15 protein-coding genes and 1 riboswitch are annotated in these 15930 nt (G+C 71.6%); of the genes, 10 read left to right on the plus strand and 5 right to left on the minus strand.

Going from position 1 to position 15930, the window contains the following annotated elements; all coding sequences use genetic code 11:
- Window positions 1–11 precede the first annotated feature (11 nt).
- Window positions 12–1232 (plus strand): RNA polymerase sigma factor, encoded by a 1221-nt coding sequence (locus FB455_RS22930; protein ID WP_145754945.1) that lies wholly within the window; start codon window positions 12–14, stop codon window positions 1230–1232.
- Window positions 1233–1272: 40 nt separating this feature from the next.
- Here the strand turns inward: FB455_RS22930 and FB455_RS22935 are convergent, their stop codons facing one another.
- Entirely contained in the window at window positions 1273–2106 is an 834-nt protein-coding gene (locus FB455_RS22935) for a patatin-like phospholipase family protein (RefSeq protein ID WP_145754946.1), read from the minus strand.
- Window positions 2107–2181: 75 nt separating this feature from the next.
- Between FB455_RS22935 and FB455_RS22940 the strand changes: the two genes are divergently transcribed.
- The gene (locus FB455_RS22940; protein ID WP_013286344.1) at window positions 2182–2910 is read left to right on the plus strand and encodes an SDR family NAD(P)-dependent oxidoreductase; all 729 of its coding nucleotides are present in this window, start codon (window positions 2182–2184) and stop codon (window positions 2908–2910) included.
- 50 nt (window positions 2911–2960) lie between these two features.
- Here FB455_RS22940 and FB455_RS34865 read toward each other — a convergent pair whose 3' ends face one another.
- The gene (locus FB455_RS34865) at window positions 2961–3086 is read right to left on the minus strand and encodes an MFS transporter small subunit (protein WP_013286345.1); all 126 of its coding nucleotides are present in this window, start codon (window positions 3084–3086) and stop codon (window positions 2961–2963) included.
- Entirely contained in the window at window positions 3083–4501 is a 1419-nt protein-coding gene (locus FB455_RS22945) for an OFA family MFS transporter (protein ID WP_145754947.1), read from the minus strand. Before FB455_RS22945 ends, FB455_RS34865 begins: the two co-directional genes overlap by 4 nt.
- 179 nt (window positions 4502–4680) lie before the next feature.
- Here FB455_RS22945 and pdxY point away from each other — a divergent pair, with 179 nt between their 5' ends.
- The 5 genes from pdxY to FB455_RS22970 all read left to right on the plus strand — a co-directional run bounded on the left by pdxY (window position 4681) and on the right by FB455_RS22970 (window position 9372).
- Entirely contained in the window at window positions 4681–5532 is an 852-nt protein-coding gene (pdxY, locus tag FB455_RS22950; protein ID WP_013286347.1) for a pyridoxal kinase PdxY, read from the plus strand.
- A gap of 99 nt (window positions 5533–5631) precedes the next feature.
- A complete protein-coding gene (locus tag FB455_RS22955) occupies window positions 5632–6096 on the plus strand; it encodes a helix-turn-helix transcriptional regulator (RefSeq protein ID WP_013286348.1) in 465 nt (154 codons plus the stop codon).
- A gap of 5 nt (window positions 6097–6101) precedes the next feature.
- Window positions 6102–6512: a VOC family protein gene (locus tag FB455_RS22960; protein ID WP_030272243.1), complete on the plus strand. Its 411-nt coding sequence runs from the start codon at window positions 6102–6104 to the stop codon at window positions 6510–6512.
- A gap of 8 nt (window positions 6513–6520) precedes the next feature.
- Window positions 6521–6970, plus strand: coding sequence for a pyridoxamine 5'-phosphate oxidase family protein (locus FB455_RS22965; protein ID WP_030272241.1), 450 nt, complete (start codon window positions 6521–6523; stop codon window positions 6968–6970).
- A 26-nt stretch (window positions 6971–6996) separates the two neighbouring features.
- A complete protein-coding gene (locus FB455_RS22970; protein ID WP_013286351.1) occupies window positions 6997–9372 on the plus strand; it encodes an ATP-binding cassette domain-containing protein in 2376 nt (791 codons plus the stop codon).
- A 70-nt stretch (window positions 9373–9442) separates the two neighbouring features.
- Here FB455_RS22970 and FB455_RS22975 read toward each other — a convergent pair whose 3' ends face one another.
- Together FB455_RS22975 and FB455_RS22980 are read right to left on the minus strand one after the other, a co-directional pair.
- Window positions 9443–10300, minus strand: coding sequence for a hypothetical protein (locus FB455_RS22975; protein ID WP_013286352.1), 858 nt, complete (start codon window positions 10298–10300; stop codon window positions 9443–9445).
- Window positions 10294–12228 (minus strand): hypothetical protein, encoded by a 1935-nt coding sequence (locus FB455_RS22980; protein ID WP_013286353.1) that lies wholly within the window; start codon window positions 12226–12228, stop codon window positions 10294–10296. The genes FB455_RS22975 and FB455_RS22980 overlap by 7 nt, the downstream gene beginning before the upstream one ends.
- Window positions 12229–12905: 677 nt before the next feature.
- Here FB455_RS22980 and FB455_RS22985 point away from each other — a divergent pair.
- The 3 genes from FB455_RS22985 to FB455_RS22995 all read left to right on the plus strand — a co-directional run bounded on the left by FB455_RS22985 (window position 12906) and on the right by FB455_RS22995 (window position 15926).
- On the plus strand, window positions 12906–13895 hold the full coding sequence (locus FB455_RS22985; protein ID WP_186466430.1) for a tyrosine-type recombinase/integrase: 990 nt from the start codon (window positions 12906–12908) through the stop codon (window positions 13893–13895).
- Window positions 13896–13946: 51 nt separating this feature from the next.
- On the plus strand, window positions 13947–14966 hold the full coding sequence (locus tag FB455_RS22990; RefSeq protein ID WP_145754949.1) for a hypothetical protein: 1020 nt from the start codon (window positions 13947–13949) through the stop codon (window positions 14964–14966).
- Window positions 14967–14971: 5 nt separating this feature from the next.
- A riboswitch (ZMP/ZTP riboswitch) is annotated at window positions 14972–15046 on the plus strand.
- A 13-nt stretch (window positions 15047–15059) separates the two neighbouring features.
- Window positions 15060–15926, plus strand: a complete 867-nt coding sequence (locus FB455_RS22995) for a tetrahydrofolate dehydrogenase/cyclohydrolase catalytic domain-containing protein (protein ID WP_145754950.1) — start codon at window positions 15060–15062, stop codon at window positions 15924–15926.
- The last annotated feature ends 4 nt before the right edge of the window (window positions 15927–15930 follow it).

Below are 15930 nucleotides of genomic sequence, written 5' to 3' on the forward strand. Positions count from 1 at the left end.
CCCTCGCGGACGTGTGGCGCCGGGAGGCGCCGCACGTCCGCTCCGCGCTGCTGCGCCGCTACGGGCAACCCGACGCCTGCGAGGACGCCCTGCAGGACGCGGCGGAGGCGGCCGCCGCCCGGTGGCCGCTCACCGGCGTGCCCGACGAACCGCGGGCCTGGCTCATCCGGGTCGCCGCGCGACGGCTGATCGACCGGATGCGCGCCGAGGAGGCCCGCAGCCGCCGCGAGCGGCTCGACGCGGTCCGGCAACCCGGCGCCGGCGTCGTGCCGCCCGTCGACGACACGCCCGTGACCGGGGACGACGACACGCTGCGGCTGCTGTTCCTGTGCTGCCACCCGGCGCTGAGCCGCCCCTCCCAGGTCGCGCTGACCCTGCGCGCGGTCGCGGGACTGCGGGTGGAGCAGATCGCCGCCGCCTACCTGGTGCCGGCCCGGACCATGACGCAGCGGCTGAGCCGGGCCCGCGCGACGCTGCGCGAGGCGGGCGCCCGGTTCACCATGCCGCCGCCGGACGCGCTGCCCGGCCGGGTGGCCGCCGTGCTGGACGTGTGCCACCTGGTGTTCAGCGAGGGCTACACCCGCACCTCCGGCGACCAGCTCGTCGACGTGGAACTCGCCGAGGAGGCGATCCGGCTCACCCGCCAGGTCCACGCGGCGCTGCCCGGCCACCACGAGGTCACCGGCGCGCTGGCGCTGATGCTGCTCACCCACGCCCGGTCGCCCGCCCGCACCGACGCCGCCGGTGACCTCGTGCCGCTGGCCGACCAGGACCGCTCCCGCTGGCGCGGCGACCTCATCGACGAGGGCGTCACGCTGCTCGGCCGGGCCCTGCCCCACGGCCCGGTGGGCCGCTACCAGCTCCAGGCGGCCATCGCCGCCGTGCACGCCGAGGCACCGGCCTTCCCGGACACCGACTGGCTGCAGATCAGCGTCCTCTACGACATGCTGAGCCGGGTCGCCCCCAGCCCGTTCGTCACGCTCAACCAGGCCGTCGCGGTGGCCATGGCGCACGGCCCCGCCGTCGGGCTGGCGCTGCTCGATTCGCTGCTGGCCGACCCGGCGATGCGCGGCCACCACCGGCTGCACGCCGTCCGCGCGCACCTGCTGGAACTCCACGGCGACCCACAGGCCGCCGCCGAGCACTACCGGCTGGCCGCACGGCTGACCGGAAGCCTGCCCGAACAGCGCTACCTCAACCGGCGCCTGAGCCGCCTGACCGGCGTCTCCTGAGCTGCGGCGCCGGTCAGGCCGCGCCGTGCTGCACGCCCGGTCAGCGCCACACCGCGGCCACCTCGTCGGCCACCGCGTCGGCCTGGGCGAACCCGGCCCGCGCCGACGCCGCCCGCCGCGCCGGGTCCAGCACGTTGCGGCCGATCGCCGTCCGCGCCGCCCGGTCCGGCGACACCACTGCCACCCGCGCCCCCGCCTCCCGCAGCGGCGCCACCTGCGCCGACAGCCGCGGCATCGGCCCCACCGCCGCGCGCGTCGGCGCCAGGACCACCACCTGCCCGCACCCGGCCGCCAGGTCCGCGTTCACCGGCGAGCGGACCCCGCCGTCGACGTAGCGCCGGCCGCCGACTGTGACCGGCGGCCACACCCCCGGCACCGCGCAACTCGCGCCGACCGCGTCCACCAGCGGCACCCCGCTGTCCGCGTCGAACACCACGAACTCGCCGGAGGCCGCGTCCACGGCGGTGACCAGCAGCCGCGCCGCCGGCCAGTCCGGCGACGGCAGCCGCGCCGCGATCACCGCCCGCCGTGACTGCTCCGACGGGGTACGCGCCGACAACGCCATCGCGCCGATACGTGCCCGGGCCCGCGCCGCGTCCCGGCCCCGCCCACCGGCCCACGCCCAGCGCAACAGCACGCCCGTCCCGAGCCGGGCCGGCACCTCGTCGCGGGGCGGCCGCAGCTGCGCCTCGTACAACCGCGCCGGCGGCGTACCCGAACGCACCTGCGCCCCCACCACCGACCCGGCCGACGTACCCACCACCAGGTCCGCCTCGTCCAACCGCAGGCCGTGCCCGGCCAGCCCGGCCAGCAGACCCAGCTCCCAGGCCACCCCGGTCACCCCGCCGCCACCCAGCACCAACGCGCGCCCCATGTGACAGTCCTCTCCACCCCGGATGGTCCCGCCCACGGTAACGTCGCCCCCACCGCAAGGCAGGGGAGAAGGGCATTGACCTCCGTCACCATCGTCACCGGGGGAGGACGCGGCATCGGCGCGGCCACCGCCCGCCGGCTCGCCGCCGACGGCCACGACCTGGTCATCGGCTACCGCACCGACCACACCGCCGCCGAATCCGTGGCTGCCGACGTGCGCGCCGCCGGCCGCCGCGCGGTCACCGTCGCCGCCGACACCACCGACCCCGACCAGGTACGCCGCATCTTCGACGCCGCCGACCGGCTCGGCCCGCTCACCGGCCTGGTCAACAACGCCGGCGTCACCAGCCCGATCGGCCCGTTCACCGACCTGCGCGTCGACGACCTGCGCGAGGTCGTCGACGTCAACCTCATCGGGTACGTGCTGTGCGCCCAGCAGGCGGCCCGGCGGCTCACCCGCGGCGGCGCCATCGTCAACGTCTCCTCCGTGGCCGCGACGCTCGGCTCGCCCGGCGAGTACGTGCACTACGCCGCCGTCAAGGCCGCCACCGACACCCTCACCGTCGGGCTGGCCAAGGAACTCGCGCCGCACGGTGTCCGCGTCAACGCCGTCGCCCCCGGGATCATCCGCACCACCATCCACGCCCGCTCCGGAGTGCCCGACCGGCCCGACACCGCCGCGGGCCGGATCCCGATGGGCCGTGCAGGGGAACCCGAGGAGGTCGCCGGCGCGATCGCGTACCTGCTCGGCCCGGACGCCTCGTACACAACGGGCGCGGTCCTGCGCGTCGGCGGCGGTCTCTGACCCGGCGGCGGCCCGGGGATCTCCACCCCCGGGCCGCCGCGTCGCGTCTCCTACTGGGTGAACAGCTTCGCCGCCGTGATCAGCGTCTGCACCACGCCGTAGCCCAGCAGCGCCGACACCACCAGCCACGACACCACCAGACGGGCCCGCTGCCCGCCACCGGTCCGCTCGTTCACGATCCGCTCCTCTCCGCCGTCACCGGCTGCCCCGGTCCCGTCTCGTCCCGCCCGGACGCGGGCTCGTGGTAACGCTGCGGCACCGGCCGCACCAGCAGGTTCGCCACCAGACCCACCGCCAGCACGCCGACCATCGTGAACAGCGCCGGCCGGTACGCCGCCGCGGTCAACGTGCCCGGCTCGCCCTGCGCGTCGAGGAACGCGTTGACGATCAGCGGCCCGGCCACGCCCGCCGCCGACCACGCGGTCAGCAGCCGGCCGTGGATCGCACCCACCTCGAACGTGCCGAACAGGTCCCGCAGGTACGCCGGCACGGTGGCGAACCCGCCGCCGTAGAACGACAGGATCACGCACGCCAGCAGCACGAACAACGCCGTCGCGGTCTGCCCCACCAGCGCCAGCAGCAGGTACAGCACCATGCCCACACCCAGGTACACCATGTAGATCGGCTTGCGGCCGATCACATCCGAGGTGGACGACCACACGAACCGGCCCGCCATGTTGAACAGCGACAACAGCCCCACGAACCCGCCGGCCGCCGCCACCGACACCGCCGACGTGCCACCCTCGCGGAAGAAGTCCTGGATCATCGGGCTGGCCTGCTCCAGGATGCCGATACCCGCCGTCACGTTGCAGAACAGCACCACCCACAGCAGCCAGAACGACCGCGTCCTGACCGCGTTGGCCGCCGACACGTTCGCCGTCGTCACCAGCGGCTTGTCCGCCACCCGAGCCGGGTCGAACCCGGCCGGCCGCCAGTCCGGCGCCGGCACCCGCACGTTGAACACCCCGAACATCATGATCACGAAGTAGCCGACGCCGAGCGTCACGAACAACCACACCAACGCCGGCCCCGACGCCGTGGAACCGCTGTTCGCCGGGTCGTAGCCCGGGTCGTAGAACGACAGCAGCTGCCGGGACAGGGGAGAGGCCACCATCGCCCCACCACCGAACCCCATGATCGCCAAGCCGGTCGCCAGACCCGGCCGGTCCGGGAACCACTTGATCAACGTGGAGACGGGGGAGATGTACCCGATCCCCAGACCGATCCCGCCCAGCACCCCGTACCCCAGATACAGCAGCCACAGCTGCCCGGTCGCGATACCCAGCGCCCCCACCAGGAACCCCGCCGCCCAGAAACACGCCGAGACGAACATCGCCTTACGCGGCCCGTTCGCCTCCACCCACGTACCGGCCACCGCCGCCGACAACCCCAGCATCACGATCGCGATACTGAAGATCACCCCGATCGCCGTCTGACCGGTGTCGAAATGCGCGATCAGGGAGTTCTTGTACACGCTCGTGGCGTAGACCTGCCCGATGCACAGATGAATCGCCAGCGCCGCCGGAGGAATCAGCCAACGGCTGTACCCCGGCGGCGCGACGGTGTGCCGACGATCGAGTGCGGAAAGCATCAGTGCTTCCTCCGTCCGGATGGCGAGAACACCCCGGTTCATGCCCCTGCCGCACGCTGCACCCAAACCCGCCCCGCGCCGGACGGCCGAAACGCTGCGCCGAACGGTCACCGCCGTCCCGGCCCGTCATCACCCCACCACCGGCAGTCATCCCCGGCCCGGGATGCGACGATGACCGGGTGAAGATCCTGTCCATCCAGTCGTCGGTCGCCTACGGCCACGTCGGCAACTCCGCCGCCGTGTTCCCGCTGCAACGCCTCCGCCACGAGGTCTGGCCGGTCCTGACCGTGCACTTCTCCAACCACACCGGCTACGGCGCCTGGCGCGGCCCCCTGCTCGCCCCCACCGACGTCGCCGACGTCATCGCCGGCATCGAGGACCGCGGCGTGCTCGGCACCGCCGACGCCGTCCTCTCCGGCTACCAGGGCGACCCCGCCGTCGGCGCCGTCATCCTCGACGCCGTCGCCCGCGTCAAGGCCGCCAACCCGGCCGCCCTCTACTGCTGCGACCCGGTCATGGGCGACGTCGGCCGCGGCATGTTCGTCCGCCCCGGCATCCCCGAATACCTCCGCGACACAGTCGTCCCGCGCGCCGACATCGTCACCCCCAACCAGTTCGAGCTGGAATTCCTCGCCGGCCGCACCACCGACACCGTCGACGACCTGCTCGCCGCCGTCGACACCGTCCGCGCCACCGGCCCCCGGCACGTCCTGGTCACCAGCGTCCTGCACGGCGACCTGCCCGCCGGCCACCTGGAAGTCGTCGCCGTCTCCGACGACGGCGCCTGGGCCGTCACCACCCCGCTGCTGCCGATCGCCCCCAACGGCGGCGGCGACGTCACCGCCGCTCTCTACCTCGCCCACCTCGCCACCACCGGCTCACCGAAGACCGCACTGGAACGCACCACCAACTCGATCTACGCGGTACTCGAGGCGACCCTCGAAGCCGGCACCCGCGAACTGCAACTCGTCGCCGCCCAGGACGCCATCGCCGACCCACCCACCCGCTTCACCGCCCGCCGGCTGCGCTGACCGACAGCGCGGGTGCACCTGCCGCGCGGGTGCACCCGCGCGGCGACTCGCCGCTCGAACAGGTGGACGACCCCACCGCCCACCAGGCAGGATGCGGACGTGCCACCGCACCCGGCAACCGACGACCCCGCGTTCGCCCAACGGCTGCGCGACCTCACCCGGCTGCGCCGCGTCCGCGACCGCATCGACCGCGAATACGCCAAACCCCTCGACGTCGAAGCCCTCGCCCGCGGCGAACACATGTCCGCCGGCCACCTCAGCCGGCAGTTCCGCCAGACCTACGGCGAATCCCCGTACGCGTACCTCATGACTCGCCGCATCGAACGCGCCATGGCCCTGCTGCGCCGCGGCGACCTCAGCGTCACCGACGTCTGCTTCGCCGTCGGCTGCCAGTCCCTGGGCACCTTCAGCACCCGCTTCACCGAACTCGTCGGCGAACCACCCAGCGCCTACCGCGCCCGCCACGCACCCGACACCGCCGAACCACCCCCGTGCCTGACCAAACAGGCGACCCGACCGATCAGGAATCGAGAAGCCCGCACCGGCCGACCACCACTAGCGTGACCACCATGACGATCACCATTCACTACGCCTTCCTGCCCCACACCGACGCCGACGCCGCCCTCGCCTTCTACCGCGACACCCTCGGCTTCGAACTGCGCAACGACGTCGGCTACAACAACATGCGCTGGCTCACCGTCGGCCCACCCAACCAGCCCAAGACCGGCATCGTCCTGCACCCGCCGGCCGCCGACCCCGGCATCACCGACGACGAACGCCGCACCATCCTCGAACTCATCGCCAAGGGCAGCTACGGCGCGCTCACCCTCGCCACCGACGACCTCGACGGCCTGTTCGACCGCCTCCAGGCCTCCGGCGCCGACGTCGTCCAGGAACCCACCGAACAGCCCTACGGCGTCCGCGACTGCGCCTTCCGCGACCCCACCGGCAACCTCATCCGCATCAACGAGCGGCGCTGACCCACCCCATGACCGACGCACCCCGCACCCGCGCCCGCCGCCGCAAGGACACCACCCACCGCCTCGAAAACGACGTCGACTGCTGGGTCGCCACCGCCGAACCCGACGGCACCCCGTACCTCGTGCCCCTGTCCTTCGACTGGGACGGCCACACACTGCTCGTCGCCACCCCGGCCGACAGCCCCACCGGCCGCAACCTCGCCGGCGGCCGCGCCCGCGTCGGCCTCGGCCCCACCCGCGACGTCACCATGATCGACGGCGATGTCGAAACCCTCGCCCTCGACGCCCTGCCCACCGGCCGAGGCGACCGCTTCGCCACCCGAACCGGCTTCGACCCCCGTACCCTGACCACGCCCTACCGCTGGTACCGCATCACGCCACACCGCATACAGGCCTGGCGCGAAGCCGACGAGCTACCCGGCCGCACCCTGATGCGCGACGGCCGCTGGCTCGACTGACACCCGCACCACCGGACGGAGAGACCATGAGCAAGGCCACCACCGGCCTGCACCACGCCGACAGCCACGACATCATCCGCGTCCACGGCGCCCGCGAGAACAACCTGCGCAACGTCGACGTCGAGATACCCAAACGCCGCCTCACCGTGTTCACCGGCGTCTCCGGCTCCGGCAAGAGCTCACTGGTCTTCGGCACCATCGCCGCCGAGTCCCAGCGCCTCATCAACGAGACCTACAGCGCCTTCGTCCAGGGCTTCATGCCCACCCTGTCCCGCCCCGAGGTCGACATCCTCGAAGGCCTCACCACCGCCATCATCGTCGACCAGGAACGCATGGGCGCCGACCCCCGCTCCACGGTCGGCACCGCCACCGACGTCAACGCCATGCTGCGCATCCTGTTCAGCCGCCTCGGCGACCCCCACATCGGCCCACCCAACGCCTACTCCTTCAACGTCCCCTCCGTACGCGCCGCCGGCGCCATCACCGTCGACCGCGGCCCCGGCAAGACCCAGACCAAGAAGGGCACCTTCAACCGCCTCGGCGGCATGTGCCCCCGCTGCGAGGGCCGCGGCGCCGTCACCGACTTCGACCTCACCGTCCTCTACGACGAGAAGCTCTCCCTCAACGAGGGCGCCATCACCATCCCCGGCTACAGCATGGACGGCTGGTACAGCCGCACCTTCCGCTCCAGCGGCCTGTTCGACCCCGACAAGCCCATCCGCGACTACACCAGACGCGAACTCGACGACCTGCTCTACAAGGAGCCCACGAAGATCAAGGTCGACGGCATCAACGTCACCTACACCGGCCTCATCCCCGCCATCAGCAAGTCGATGCTCGCCAAGGACGTCGACGCCATGCAGCCCCACATCCGCGCCTTCGTCGAACGCGCCGTCACGTTCACCACCTGCCCCGACTGCGACGGCACCCGGCTCGCCCCCGAAGCCCGCTCCTCGAAGATCAACGGCATCAACATCGCCGACGCCTGCGCCATGCAGATCAGCGACCTCGCCACCTGGGTACGCGACCTGCACCAACCCTCCGTCGGCCCGCTGCTCAAGGCACTGGGGGACACCCTCGACTCCTTCGTCGAGATCGGCCTCGGCTACCTCAGCCTCGACCGCCCCGCCGGCACCCTCTCCGGCGGCGAGGCCCAGCGCACCAAGATGATCCGCCACCTCGGCTCGTCCCTCACCGACGTCACCTACGTCTTCGACGAACCCACAATCGGCCTGCACCCGCACGACATCGCCCGCATGAACAACCTCCTGCTCCAACTCCGCGACAAGGGCAACACCGTCCTCGTCGTCGAACACAAACCCGAGACCATCGCCATCGCCGACCACGTCGTCGACCTCGGCCCCGGCGCCGGCACCGCCGGCGGCACCATCTGCTACGAAGGCACAGTCGCCGGCCTGCGCGCCAGCGACACCACCACCGGCCGCCACCTCGACGACCGCGCCACCCTCAAGGACAAGCTGCGTACGCCCACCGGCACCCTGCCGATCCGCAGCGCCCGCACCCACAACCTGCGCGACGTCGACGTCGACATCCCCCTGGGCGTCCTGGTCGTCGTCACCGGCGTCGCCGGCTCCGGCAAGAGCAGCCTCATCCACGGCTCACTGGCCAAACGCGAGGACGTCGTCAGCGTCGACCAGACCGCCATCCGCGGCTCCCGCCGCAGCAACCCCGCCACCTACACCGGCCTGCTCGACCCCATCCGCAAGGCCTTCGCCAAGGCCAACGGCGTCAAACCCGCCCTGTTCAGCGCCAACTCCGAAGGCGCCTGCCCGACCTGCAACGGCGCCGGCGTCATCTACACCGACCTCGGCATGATGGCCGGCGTCGCCAGCACCTGCGAGGACTGCGAAGGCAAGCGCTTCCAGCCCGCCGTCCTCGACTACCACCTCGGCGGACGCGACATCAGCGAGGTCCTCGCCATGTCCGTCGACGAAGCCGAGACGTTCTTCAGCGACGGCGAGGCCCGCACCCCGGCCGCCCACACCATCCTCGACCGGCTCGCCGACGTCGGCCTCGGCTACCTCACGCTCGGTCAGCCCCTCACCACGCTGTCCGGCGGCGAACGGCAGCGGCTCAAGCTCGCCACCCGGATGGGGGACAAGGGCGGCGTGTACGTCCTCGACGAACCCACCACCGGCCTGCACCTGGCCGACGTCGCCCAACTGCTCGGCCTGCTCGACCGGCTCGTCGACACGGGGAAGTCCGTCATCGTGATCGAGCACCACCAGGCCGTCATGGCGCACGCCGACTGGATCATCGACCTCGGTCCGGGCGCCGGACACGACGGCGGCCGGATCGTTTACGAGGGCACCCCGGCGGATCTCGTGGCGGCCCGGTCGACGCTCACGGGCGAACACCTGGCCGACTACGTCGGCGCCTGACCGCCGGACGGCAGCACAGGGGAGAGGCCCGGCGGAGGGCCCCACGACAAGGATGCGCGGGCACGTCCCTTCAGGGCTCAAGTTGAATGTTCACCGGGTCGACGAATTCGACCCGCAGCCGATCATCAGACAGGATGTCGACTACCTGCTGCCAGTGCGCGGCACGCCGGCCGCAGACCGCGCGCAGGCGCTCGACGCCCGGCCTCTCTCCTTCCGCGTCGACCCGCCTCAAGGTCGCCAGGCCGACCTCAGCGGTGGCGGCGCTCAGCGTCGCGGTCACCCGGCCGACCTGCTGGACGACCTCGTCCACGTGCCGGGTCAGCTCAGCCACCCGGGCTTCGACGGATTGGTCGCGTCGAGACAGCGACTCCAGGCCGTCCGGCTTCTCGATGACCAACTCGTCGAACACCGGCACAGGTGGCGGGAAGCGGAGATCCGCGACGTGCACGAGCTCCACCGCCTCGGTGACGAGCCGGCAGAACTGCGCCCGGTGCAGCCAGTACCAAGCGCGGTCCTCCGCCATCCTCGCCAGCAGCCGCCATGTCCGATCATCCAGCTCGAGCCACTTGATCAGGTCGTGGACATCCGCCCGCCACGGCGGCTCACAACGCTGGTGCCAGTTTCGCTCCAGCAGCGCCGCCCCGTCGTGAAGCAGCTTCTTGACATACGCCGCGATCCGAATACGGGTGACGTTCTCGGGGCGCCGCAGGACCGATCGCATCGGCTGGTCCAGGTCCAGTTGAAGGAACCGAAAGTCGTCACTGCCGCGGAGGCGACCGAAGTCCGGGTCACTGCTGGCGATCCAACTGCGCAGCCGTGAGGCCACACCGGTCTGCGTGGTGGCCTGGAGCGAGACCTGCCCGGCGACCTTGCTGCCAGCGCTGGCCAGCACGGCCTGGAGTTCGATCACCGCGTACTCGGTCAGCAAGCGTTGGCGCTGGTCGTCACCGAGTTCGCCGGGAGGAGCGGGAGCGACACCTGCCGCCGGACTCGGTGGGGGAACGGGGAGATAGCCGTACAGCCCGTAGGCGTATGCAGCCGCCGCCTGGTAGTAGTCCAGGTAGCCCAGACGCCCCGGGCCGAGCCGATGACGACGCTGTGCGCGGATGACGGCGTCGCGAAGCGACTCCGGCTGGACAGGCCAGCTCCGCACCATCGTCTCGACTCGCCGGTACAGCCGTCGCGGCCACCAGCGTCGCAGGTTCCGCGCATCGCCATCAGCTTCTGCTCGGCAAACCAGCCGACCTCGACGCCGGCAACCGTCAGCTGGTCCTGGGCCAAGTCGTGTACGGCGCGGGCGAGCCGGAGCGGCGCCCACACGTCTCGCGCGAAGCGAAGCAGGCCTCTGGTCACCTCGGAGCGGGTTCCGCGGACCAACCACGCCAGGGCTGCGTCCTCGTGCAACCGGTGAAACTCCTGGAGCGCGGCCAGGTTGAGCAGCACCCGAGCGGTGGCCGGGGCACCTAGCATCTCCTTGACCTGCTGTTGCGCCTCGGCACGGTCCGCCGCATCGCGAAAGGAAGACAACAACGGCCAGTACCGCCCCACGAAGACCGCGATCAACCGATCCTTGATCTGGTCGCGGAGAACCTTCCGCTCTCCGACGGCATCGACGGCGAACCAGTCCTCCGCTGTGCGTTCCGAATACGCCAGAGTCTTCGCGTACTGGTAGCGCAGGCGGATGAGCTCCCGGCGACGGCGGATGGCCCACAGCATCGAGATGGGGTAGCGGAAGGGGTGCCTCCACCGGTCCCGTCTGCGGGTCCAGAGCGAGGCGGTGTAGCGGCTCTCCAACTCACCGAGGCAGAGTGCCCCGTGGTACGTGTCCAGGGCGGCGAGGAACAGACCCAGGTCTTCCTGAACGCTGGCCACCATCATGCGGATGTCGGAGTTGAAGGGGTCCAGGCGAAGAGCTTCCCGATACCACCAGAGCGCGTCGTCGAGACGCCGCTCGTCGTGCCGCTTCTTGGCCTCGTTGTACGCCTCGAACAGCCCGGTCGGCAGGTCGCGGAGTCGCCACGTCCGCCACGGTGCCTCATCAGCCAGGCGAGTCACCGGCAGAATCTTGGCCATCGTCCAGTAGGCCGCCTTACACGTGGCGTCTTCCCAGGTCATGCCCCACTCGGTAGTCGTCGCGCTGCCTGTGGCACCAGCGAACGACGTGACCGTGACCGAGACGCCGTAACAGGGCTCCTGCTTCCGCTCCTGGAGAGTCGCCCTGATCATGTAACCCGTCCGGGGCCAGAGCCGCGCCATGAACTTCGGCAGGACCGCCAACGGGTTCGTGAACGTTCCCGGCTCCTCGCCGAGGACATCGAGGAAGTTCTGCGCCGGGAGGGTCGTCGGGCCCGCGTACGGCGGATAGATGCTGGTGGTGGCGAGTTGACGGCAGAACCGGCTCTTCAGGTACGCCGCCCGGCCGGTGTCGTTCGCGTCCGCGGCGTTCTCGAAGTCACGCACGTCGACCGCCCCTGGACGGTGTGCGAGCCACTCACGGCGGAAGTTGCGCCACGCGACGAAGGCCGCCAGGAACAGGAACAGTATCCCGATCCGTCGCCACAGCTCAGTGGACCGGTCGAAGGCACGAGCTACACCGATCAGGAGGAGACGGAATGGCTCCAGCAACTCCCAGTCGCTCTGACCGGTCGGGACGGCGCCGGACCGAGCTAGGCGGTCGAGTGCCAGGAGCAGCGCCACCGTGCTGACGATTCCGAGGACGAGCCAGGGCGCTGGTTTCGGGATCGGCAGGGGCGAGGGCGCGGTGCGGGCCTTGCTGAAGATCCGATGGGGGGACCGGACCTTCCAGGACTCGGGGCGTGGGTTCCTCTGCTCGGCGTGATCGTGCCGGTTGTCCATCGAGAACGCTCCTGACGACCGCCCGGAACTGCGGTTCCAGGCTAAGTGGCCAGGTAGCGGGGAACTGGAAAACGGCGGATCGGTTGTCATGCCCGGAAAGCAGGCCATACTCTAGCGACCCTTGCTTTCCGGCCCGTGGGTTCGACGTGGCCCACCCGGTTCGATAATGTACATTATGTCAAGTAACGCTGAGGTGGGAGCTCCCCGAGCGCCCGCGCGAGGCAGGTGACCGCTTTTGCGGGCCTTCGGGGTGCCGGAGGGTCAAGCAGTCACCCCCTGTCGTGCTGCGGGACCGCGTGCTCCACCTGGCGAGCGCTGGCAGCGGCAGCAAGCTCGCCGCGAGCCGGCTCGCACCTCCGGACACGATGTCGCCGCCGTTGCGCCCAGGCACCAATCATCGGGCCGGCCCACCCACCAGGCGACCCGCGCATCCCCCGCCGGATCCCACCTCGCTCCACCCACCGTCCGCCGATCATGAAGTTGGCGGCGACAAATTAGACGGCACTCCCGGCCAACCTCATGATCGCCGGAGCCGCCGCCAGTTCGCCGATGTGGCTGCATCGGAGCACTGGGATTACCGCCATCTCGGCGAGAGGGAGTTGATCATGGCTTTGATCGCCCGCGCTCCCCTGATGCGCCTCCTGGCGGGAACGCGAGAATCATGCATAATATCCCTTATGCATGACAAACCGGACGGAACGGTAGGCGCTCTTATTGAGGAGTTCCTGACCGCCCGGGCCACCCGTAAGCCCTCCCCCCACACCCTGGCCGCGTACCGGCGGGATCTGACCACTGTGGCCGAGCTGGTGGCGGCGGCCGGTGACGCCTCTCCCCTGCGCCTACCGGTCAGCACCCTCTCCCCCAAGGTGATGCGCGCGGCGTTCGCGCGGTTCGCCGCTCCCCGCGCCGCCGCGTCGGTCCATCGTGCCTGGTCGACCTGGAACAGCTTCTTCACGTTCCTGGTCGCCGAGGGTGTCGTACCGGGCAATCCGATGCCGGCGGTGGGGCGACCCCGTACGCCGCTCCCCCGGCCCAAGCCGCTGCGGGGCGAGGACACCCCGGAGGAGTTGCTGGCGGCGGTGGCCCGGGCGGAGGGCCGGCAGCGTGATCCGTGGCCGGAGCGCGACCTGGCGGTGCTGGCGCTGGCGTTGTGCGCGGGGTTGCGGCTGTCGGAGCTGCTGGCGCTGCGGGTGTCGTCGGTGGCCGGGCGCGACGGTGAGCGGCGGGTGGACGTGGCGGGTAAGGGCGGGCGGCCGCGTACGGTGCCGATCGAGGACGGCGTGGACCGGGTGCTTGCGGGTTATCTGGACAGCCGGCGGCTCCGGTTCGGGTCGCGCAGTGTGCGGCCGGACTCGCCGTTCCTGGTGGATCGTCAGGGTGAGGCGTTGCGCCGGGGTGGGCTGCAGTACCTGGTGGAGTCGTGTTACCGGCGGGCGGGCATCGGTGACCGGGTGCCACGGGGTGCGCGGTTGCACGCGTTGCGGCACACGTTCGCGACGCGGTTGGCGGAGGACGGGGCGAGCGCGGCGGAGATCATGCGGTTGCTGGGGCACGCGTCGTTGGCGTCGTCGCAGACGTACATCGAGGTGACGGCGGGTCAGCAGCGGGCGGCGGTGGCGGCGAACCGTACCAACCGGGCGTTGTCGGGGCTGGCGCCGCGGCGGTGACTGTCGTGCGGCGGGCGGCGTGTGGGGTGGCGCGCTGGCAGGATCGGCGAGATGCGGGTGGGTGCGGCGCGGGCGGTGGCTGTCGGGTGGGTGCGGGAGCGGATGCGCGTCGATCCGTCGATCGAGGGGGCGTTGTTCAGCGGGTCGACTGTGGGGTTGCCGGACGACGCGGTGCTGCCGGTGTGGTCGGACGTGGACGTGCTGCTGGTACGCCGGGAGCCCGGTGTGAAGGTGGGCAAGTTCGTGCACCGGGGGGTGCTGCTGGAGGTCAGCACCGTCACGTGGGAGGAGTTGGGTGGCCCGGAGGACGTGCTGGGGTCGTGGGTGTTCGCGCCGATGTTCCGTACCGATGGGGTGATCGCGGATCCGTCGGGGCGGCTGGCCGCGGTGCGGGAGCGGGTGGCGGCGGGGTTCGCGGATCCGGTGTGGGTGCGGGAGCGGTGCGCGGGGGTGCGGCGGCGCATCGAGGCCGGGTTGCGGGCGGTGGGCGGTTCGGCGCCGGTGGCGGAGCAGGTGCTGGCGTGGGTGTTTCCGACGTCGTTGCTGGCGGTGTGGCCGGCGGTGGCGGGTCTGGCGGATCCGACGGTGCGGCGGCGGTACGTGCGGGCGGAGCGGGTGTTGTCGCGGTTCGGGTTCGCGGATCGGTACGCGGGCCTGCTGGACACGCTCGACGGCGGCGGGGTGGGTGTGGGCGCGTCGCGGGTGCGGGAGCATCTGGCCGGGTTGGCGGTGGTGTTCGACGAGGTGTCGCGGTTGCCGCGGGAGGGGTTCGCGTTCGGGGCGGATCTGGGCGCTGCGGGGCGTCCGGTGGTGTTCGACGGTGCGGCTGAGCTGATCGAGGCGGGCCGGCATCGGGAGGCGATGTTCTGGGTGCTGGTGACGTGGGCGCGGTGTCATGTGGTGTCGGGCGTGGTGGCGCCGGAGTGGGAGCGGGCGTTCGGGGCGGTGCTGGCTGATCTGGGTGTGGCGTCGGCGGCGGATCGGCGGCGGCGGGCGGACGGTTTGCTGGCGGCGTTGCCGGGGTGGCAGTCGGTGGTGGATGCGGTGGCGGTGGAGGCTGTGGCAGGCTGAGGGGGAACGCGACTGGCGGCACGGGGATGGGTGAACCATCGGGGAGCTCGTCGCGGGGGTCGACCGCCTGGGCCTCCGCGGGCGAGGTGTCGTATGTCTTCTGCGCGGTTGTTGCCGGGTGCCCCGGTGGCGGAGCAGGTGTTGTCGGAGGTCGCCGCGTCGGTGGCGGAGCTGCGTGCGGCGGGGGTGACGCCGGCGCTGGCGACGGTGCTGGTGGGTGACGACGACGCGAGCGCGGGCTACATCCGGATCAAGTCTCGGCAGGCGGCGGAGCTGGGGTTCGTGTCGCCGCACGTGCATCTGCCGGCGTCGGCGTCGCAGGCGGATCTGCATGCGGTGCTGGCGGATTTCAACGCGGACAAGACGGTCCACGGGGTGCTGGTGCAGTATCCGATTCCGGGTCACCTGGACTACGACCGGGCGTTGGCGGAGCTGGACCCGGACAAGGACGTGGACGGGATGCATCCGGTGAACATGGGCCGGCTGGCGTTGGGGTTGCCGGGTCCGTTGCCGTGTACGCCGGCGGGGATCGAGGCGTTGCTGGCGTTCCACGGTGTGCCGGTGGTGGGCCGGGAGGTGGTGATCCTGGGCCGGGGTGCGACGTTGGGTCGGCCGTTGGCGATGTTGCTGGCGCAGAAGCGGCCGACGGCGAACGCGGCGGTGACTGTGGTGCACACGGGGGTGGCGGACTGGCCGCGGTACACGCGGCGGGCGGAGATCCTGATCGCGGCGGCGGGGGTGCCGGGGATCGTGCGGCCGGAGCATGTGCGTCCGGGTGCGGTGGTGGTCGGTGGTGGGGTGCGGTACGAGGGGCGGCGGTTGCTGCCGGACGTGGACGAGTCGTGTGCCGAGGTGGCGGGGGCGATCACGCCGCGTGTGGGCGGGGTGGGTCCGACGACGGTGGCGATGTTGTTCCGTAACGCGGTGGAGGCGGCGCGGCGGCAGAGCGGTCTGGGCTGAGCGG

Source organism: Micromonospora sp. CNZ296, from assembly GCF_007827635.1.

Bases quoted from the DNA above. Each gene is read 5' to 3' on its own strand.
- FB455_RS22965 (WP_030272241.1), top strand. From the start codon at position 6,521: ATGACCGACGCACCCCGCACCCGCGCCCGCCGCCGCAAGGACACCACC.
- FB455_RS22995 (WP_145754950.1), top strand. From the start codon at position 15,060: ATGTCTTCTGCGCGGTTGTTGCCGGGTGCCCCGGTGGCGGAGCAGGTG.
- FB455_RS22960 (WP_030272243.1), top strand. From the start codon at position 6,102: ATGACGATCACCATTCACTACGCCTTCCTGCCCCACACCGACGCCGAC.
- FB455_RS22980 (WP_013286353.1), bottom strand. From the start codon at position 12,228: ATGGACAACCGGCACGATCACGCCGAGCAGAGGAACCCACGCCCCGAG.
- FB455_RS22970 (WP_013286351.1), top strand. From the start codon at position 6,997: ATGAGCAAGGCCACCACCGGCCTGCACCACGCCGACAGCCACGACATC.
- FB455_RS22945 (WP_145754947.1), bottom strand. From the start codon at position 4,501: ATGCTTTCCGCACTCGATCGTCGGCACACCGTCGCGCCGCCGGGGTAC.
- FB455_RS22990 (WP_145754949.1), top strand. From the start codon at position 13,947: ATGCGGGTGGGTGCGGCGCGGGCGGTGGCTGTCGGGTGGGTGCGGGAG.
- FB455_RS22935 (WP_145754946.1), bottom strand. From the start codon at position 2,106: ATGGGGCGCGCGTTGGTGCTGGGTGGCGGCGGGGTGACCGGGGTGGCC.
- FB455_RS22985 (WP_186466430.1), top strand. From the start codon at position 12,906: ATGCATGACAAACCGGACGGAACGGTAGGCGCTCTTATTGAGGAGTTC.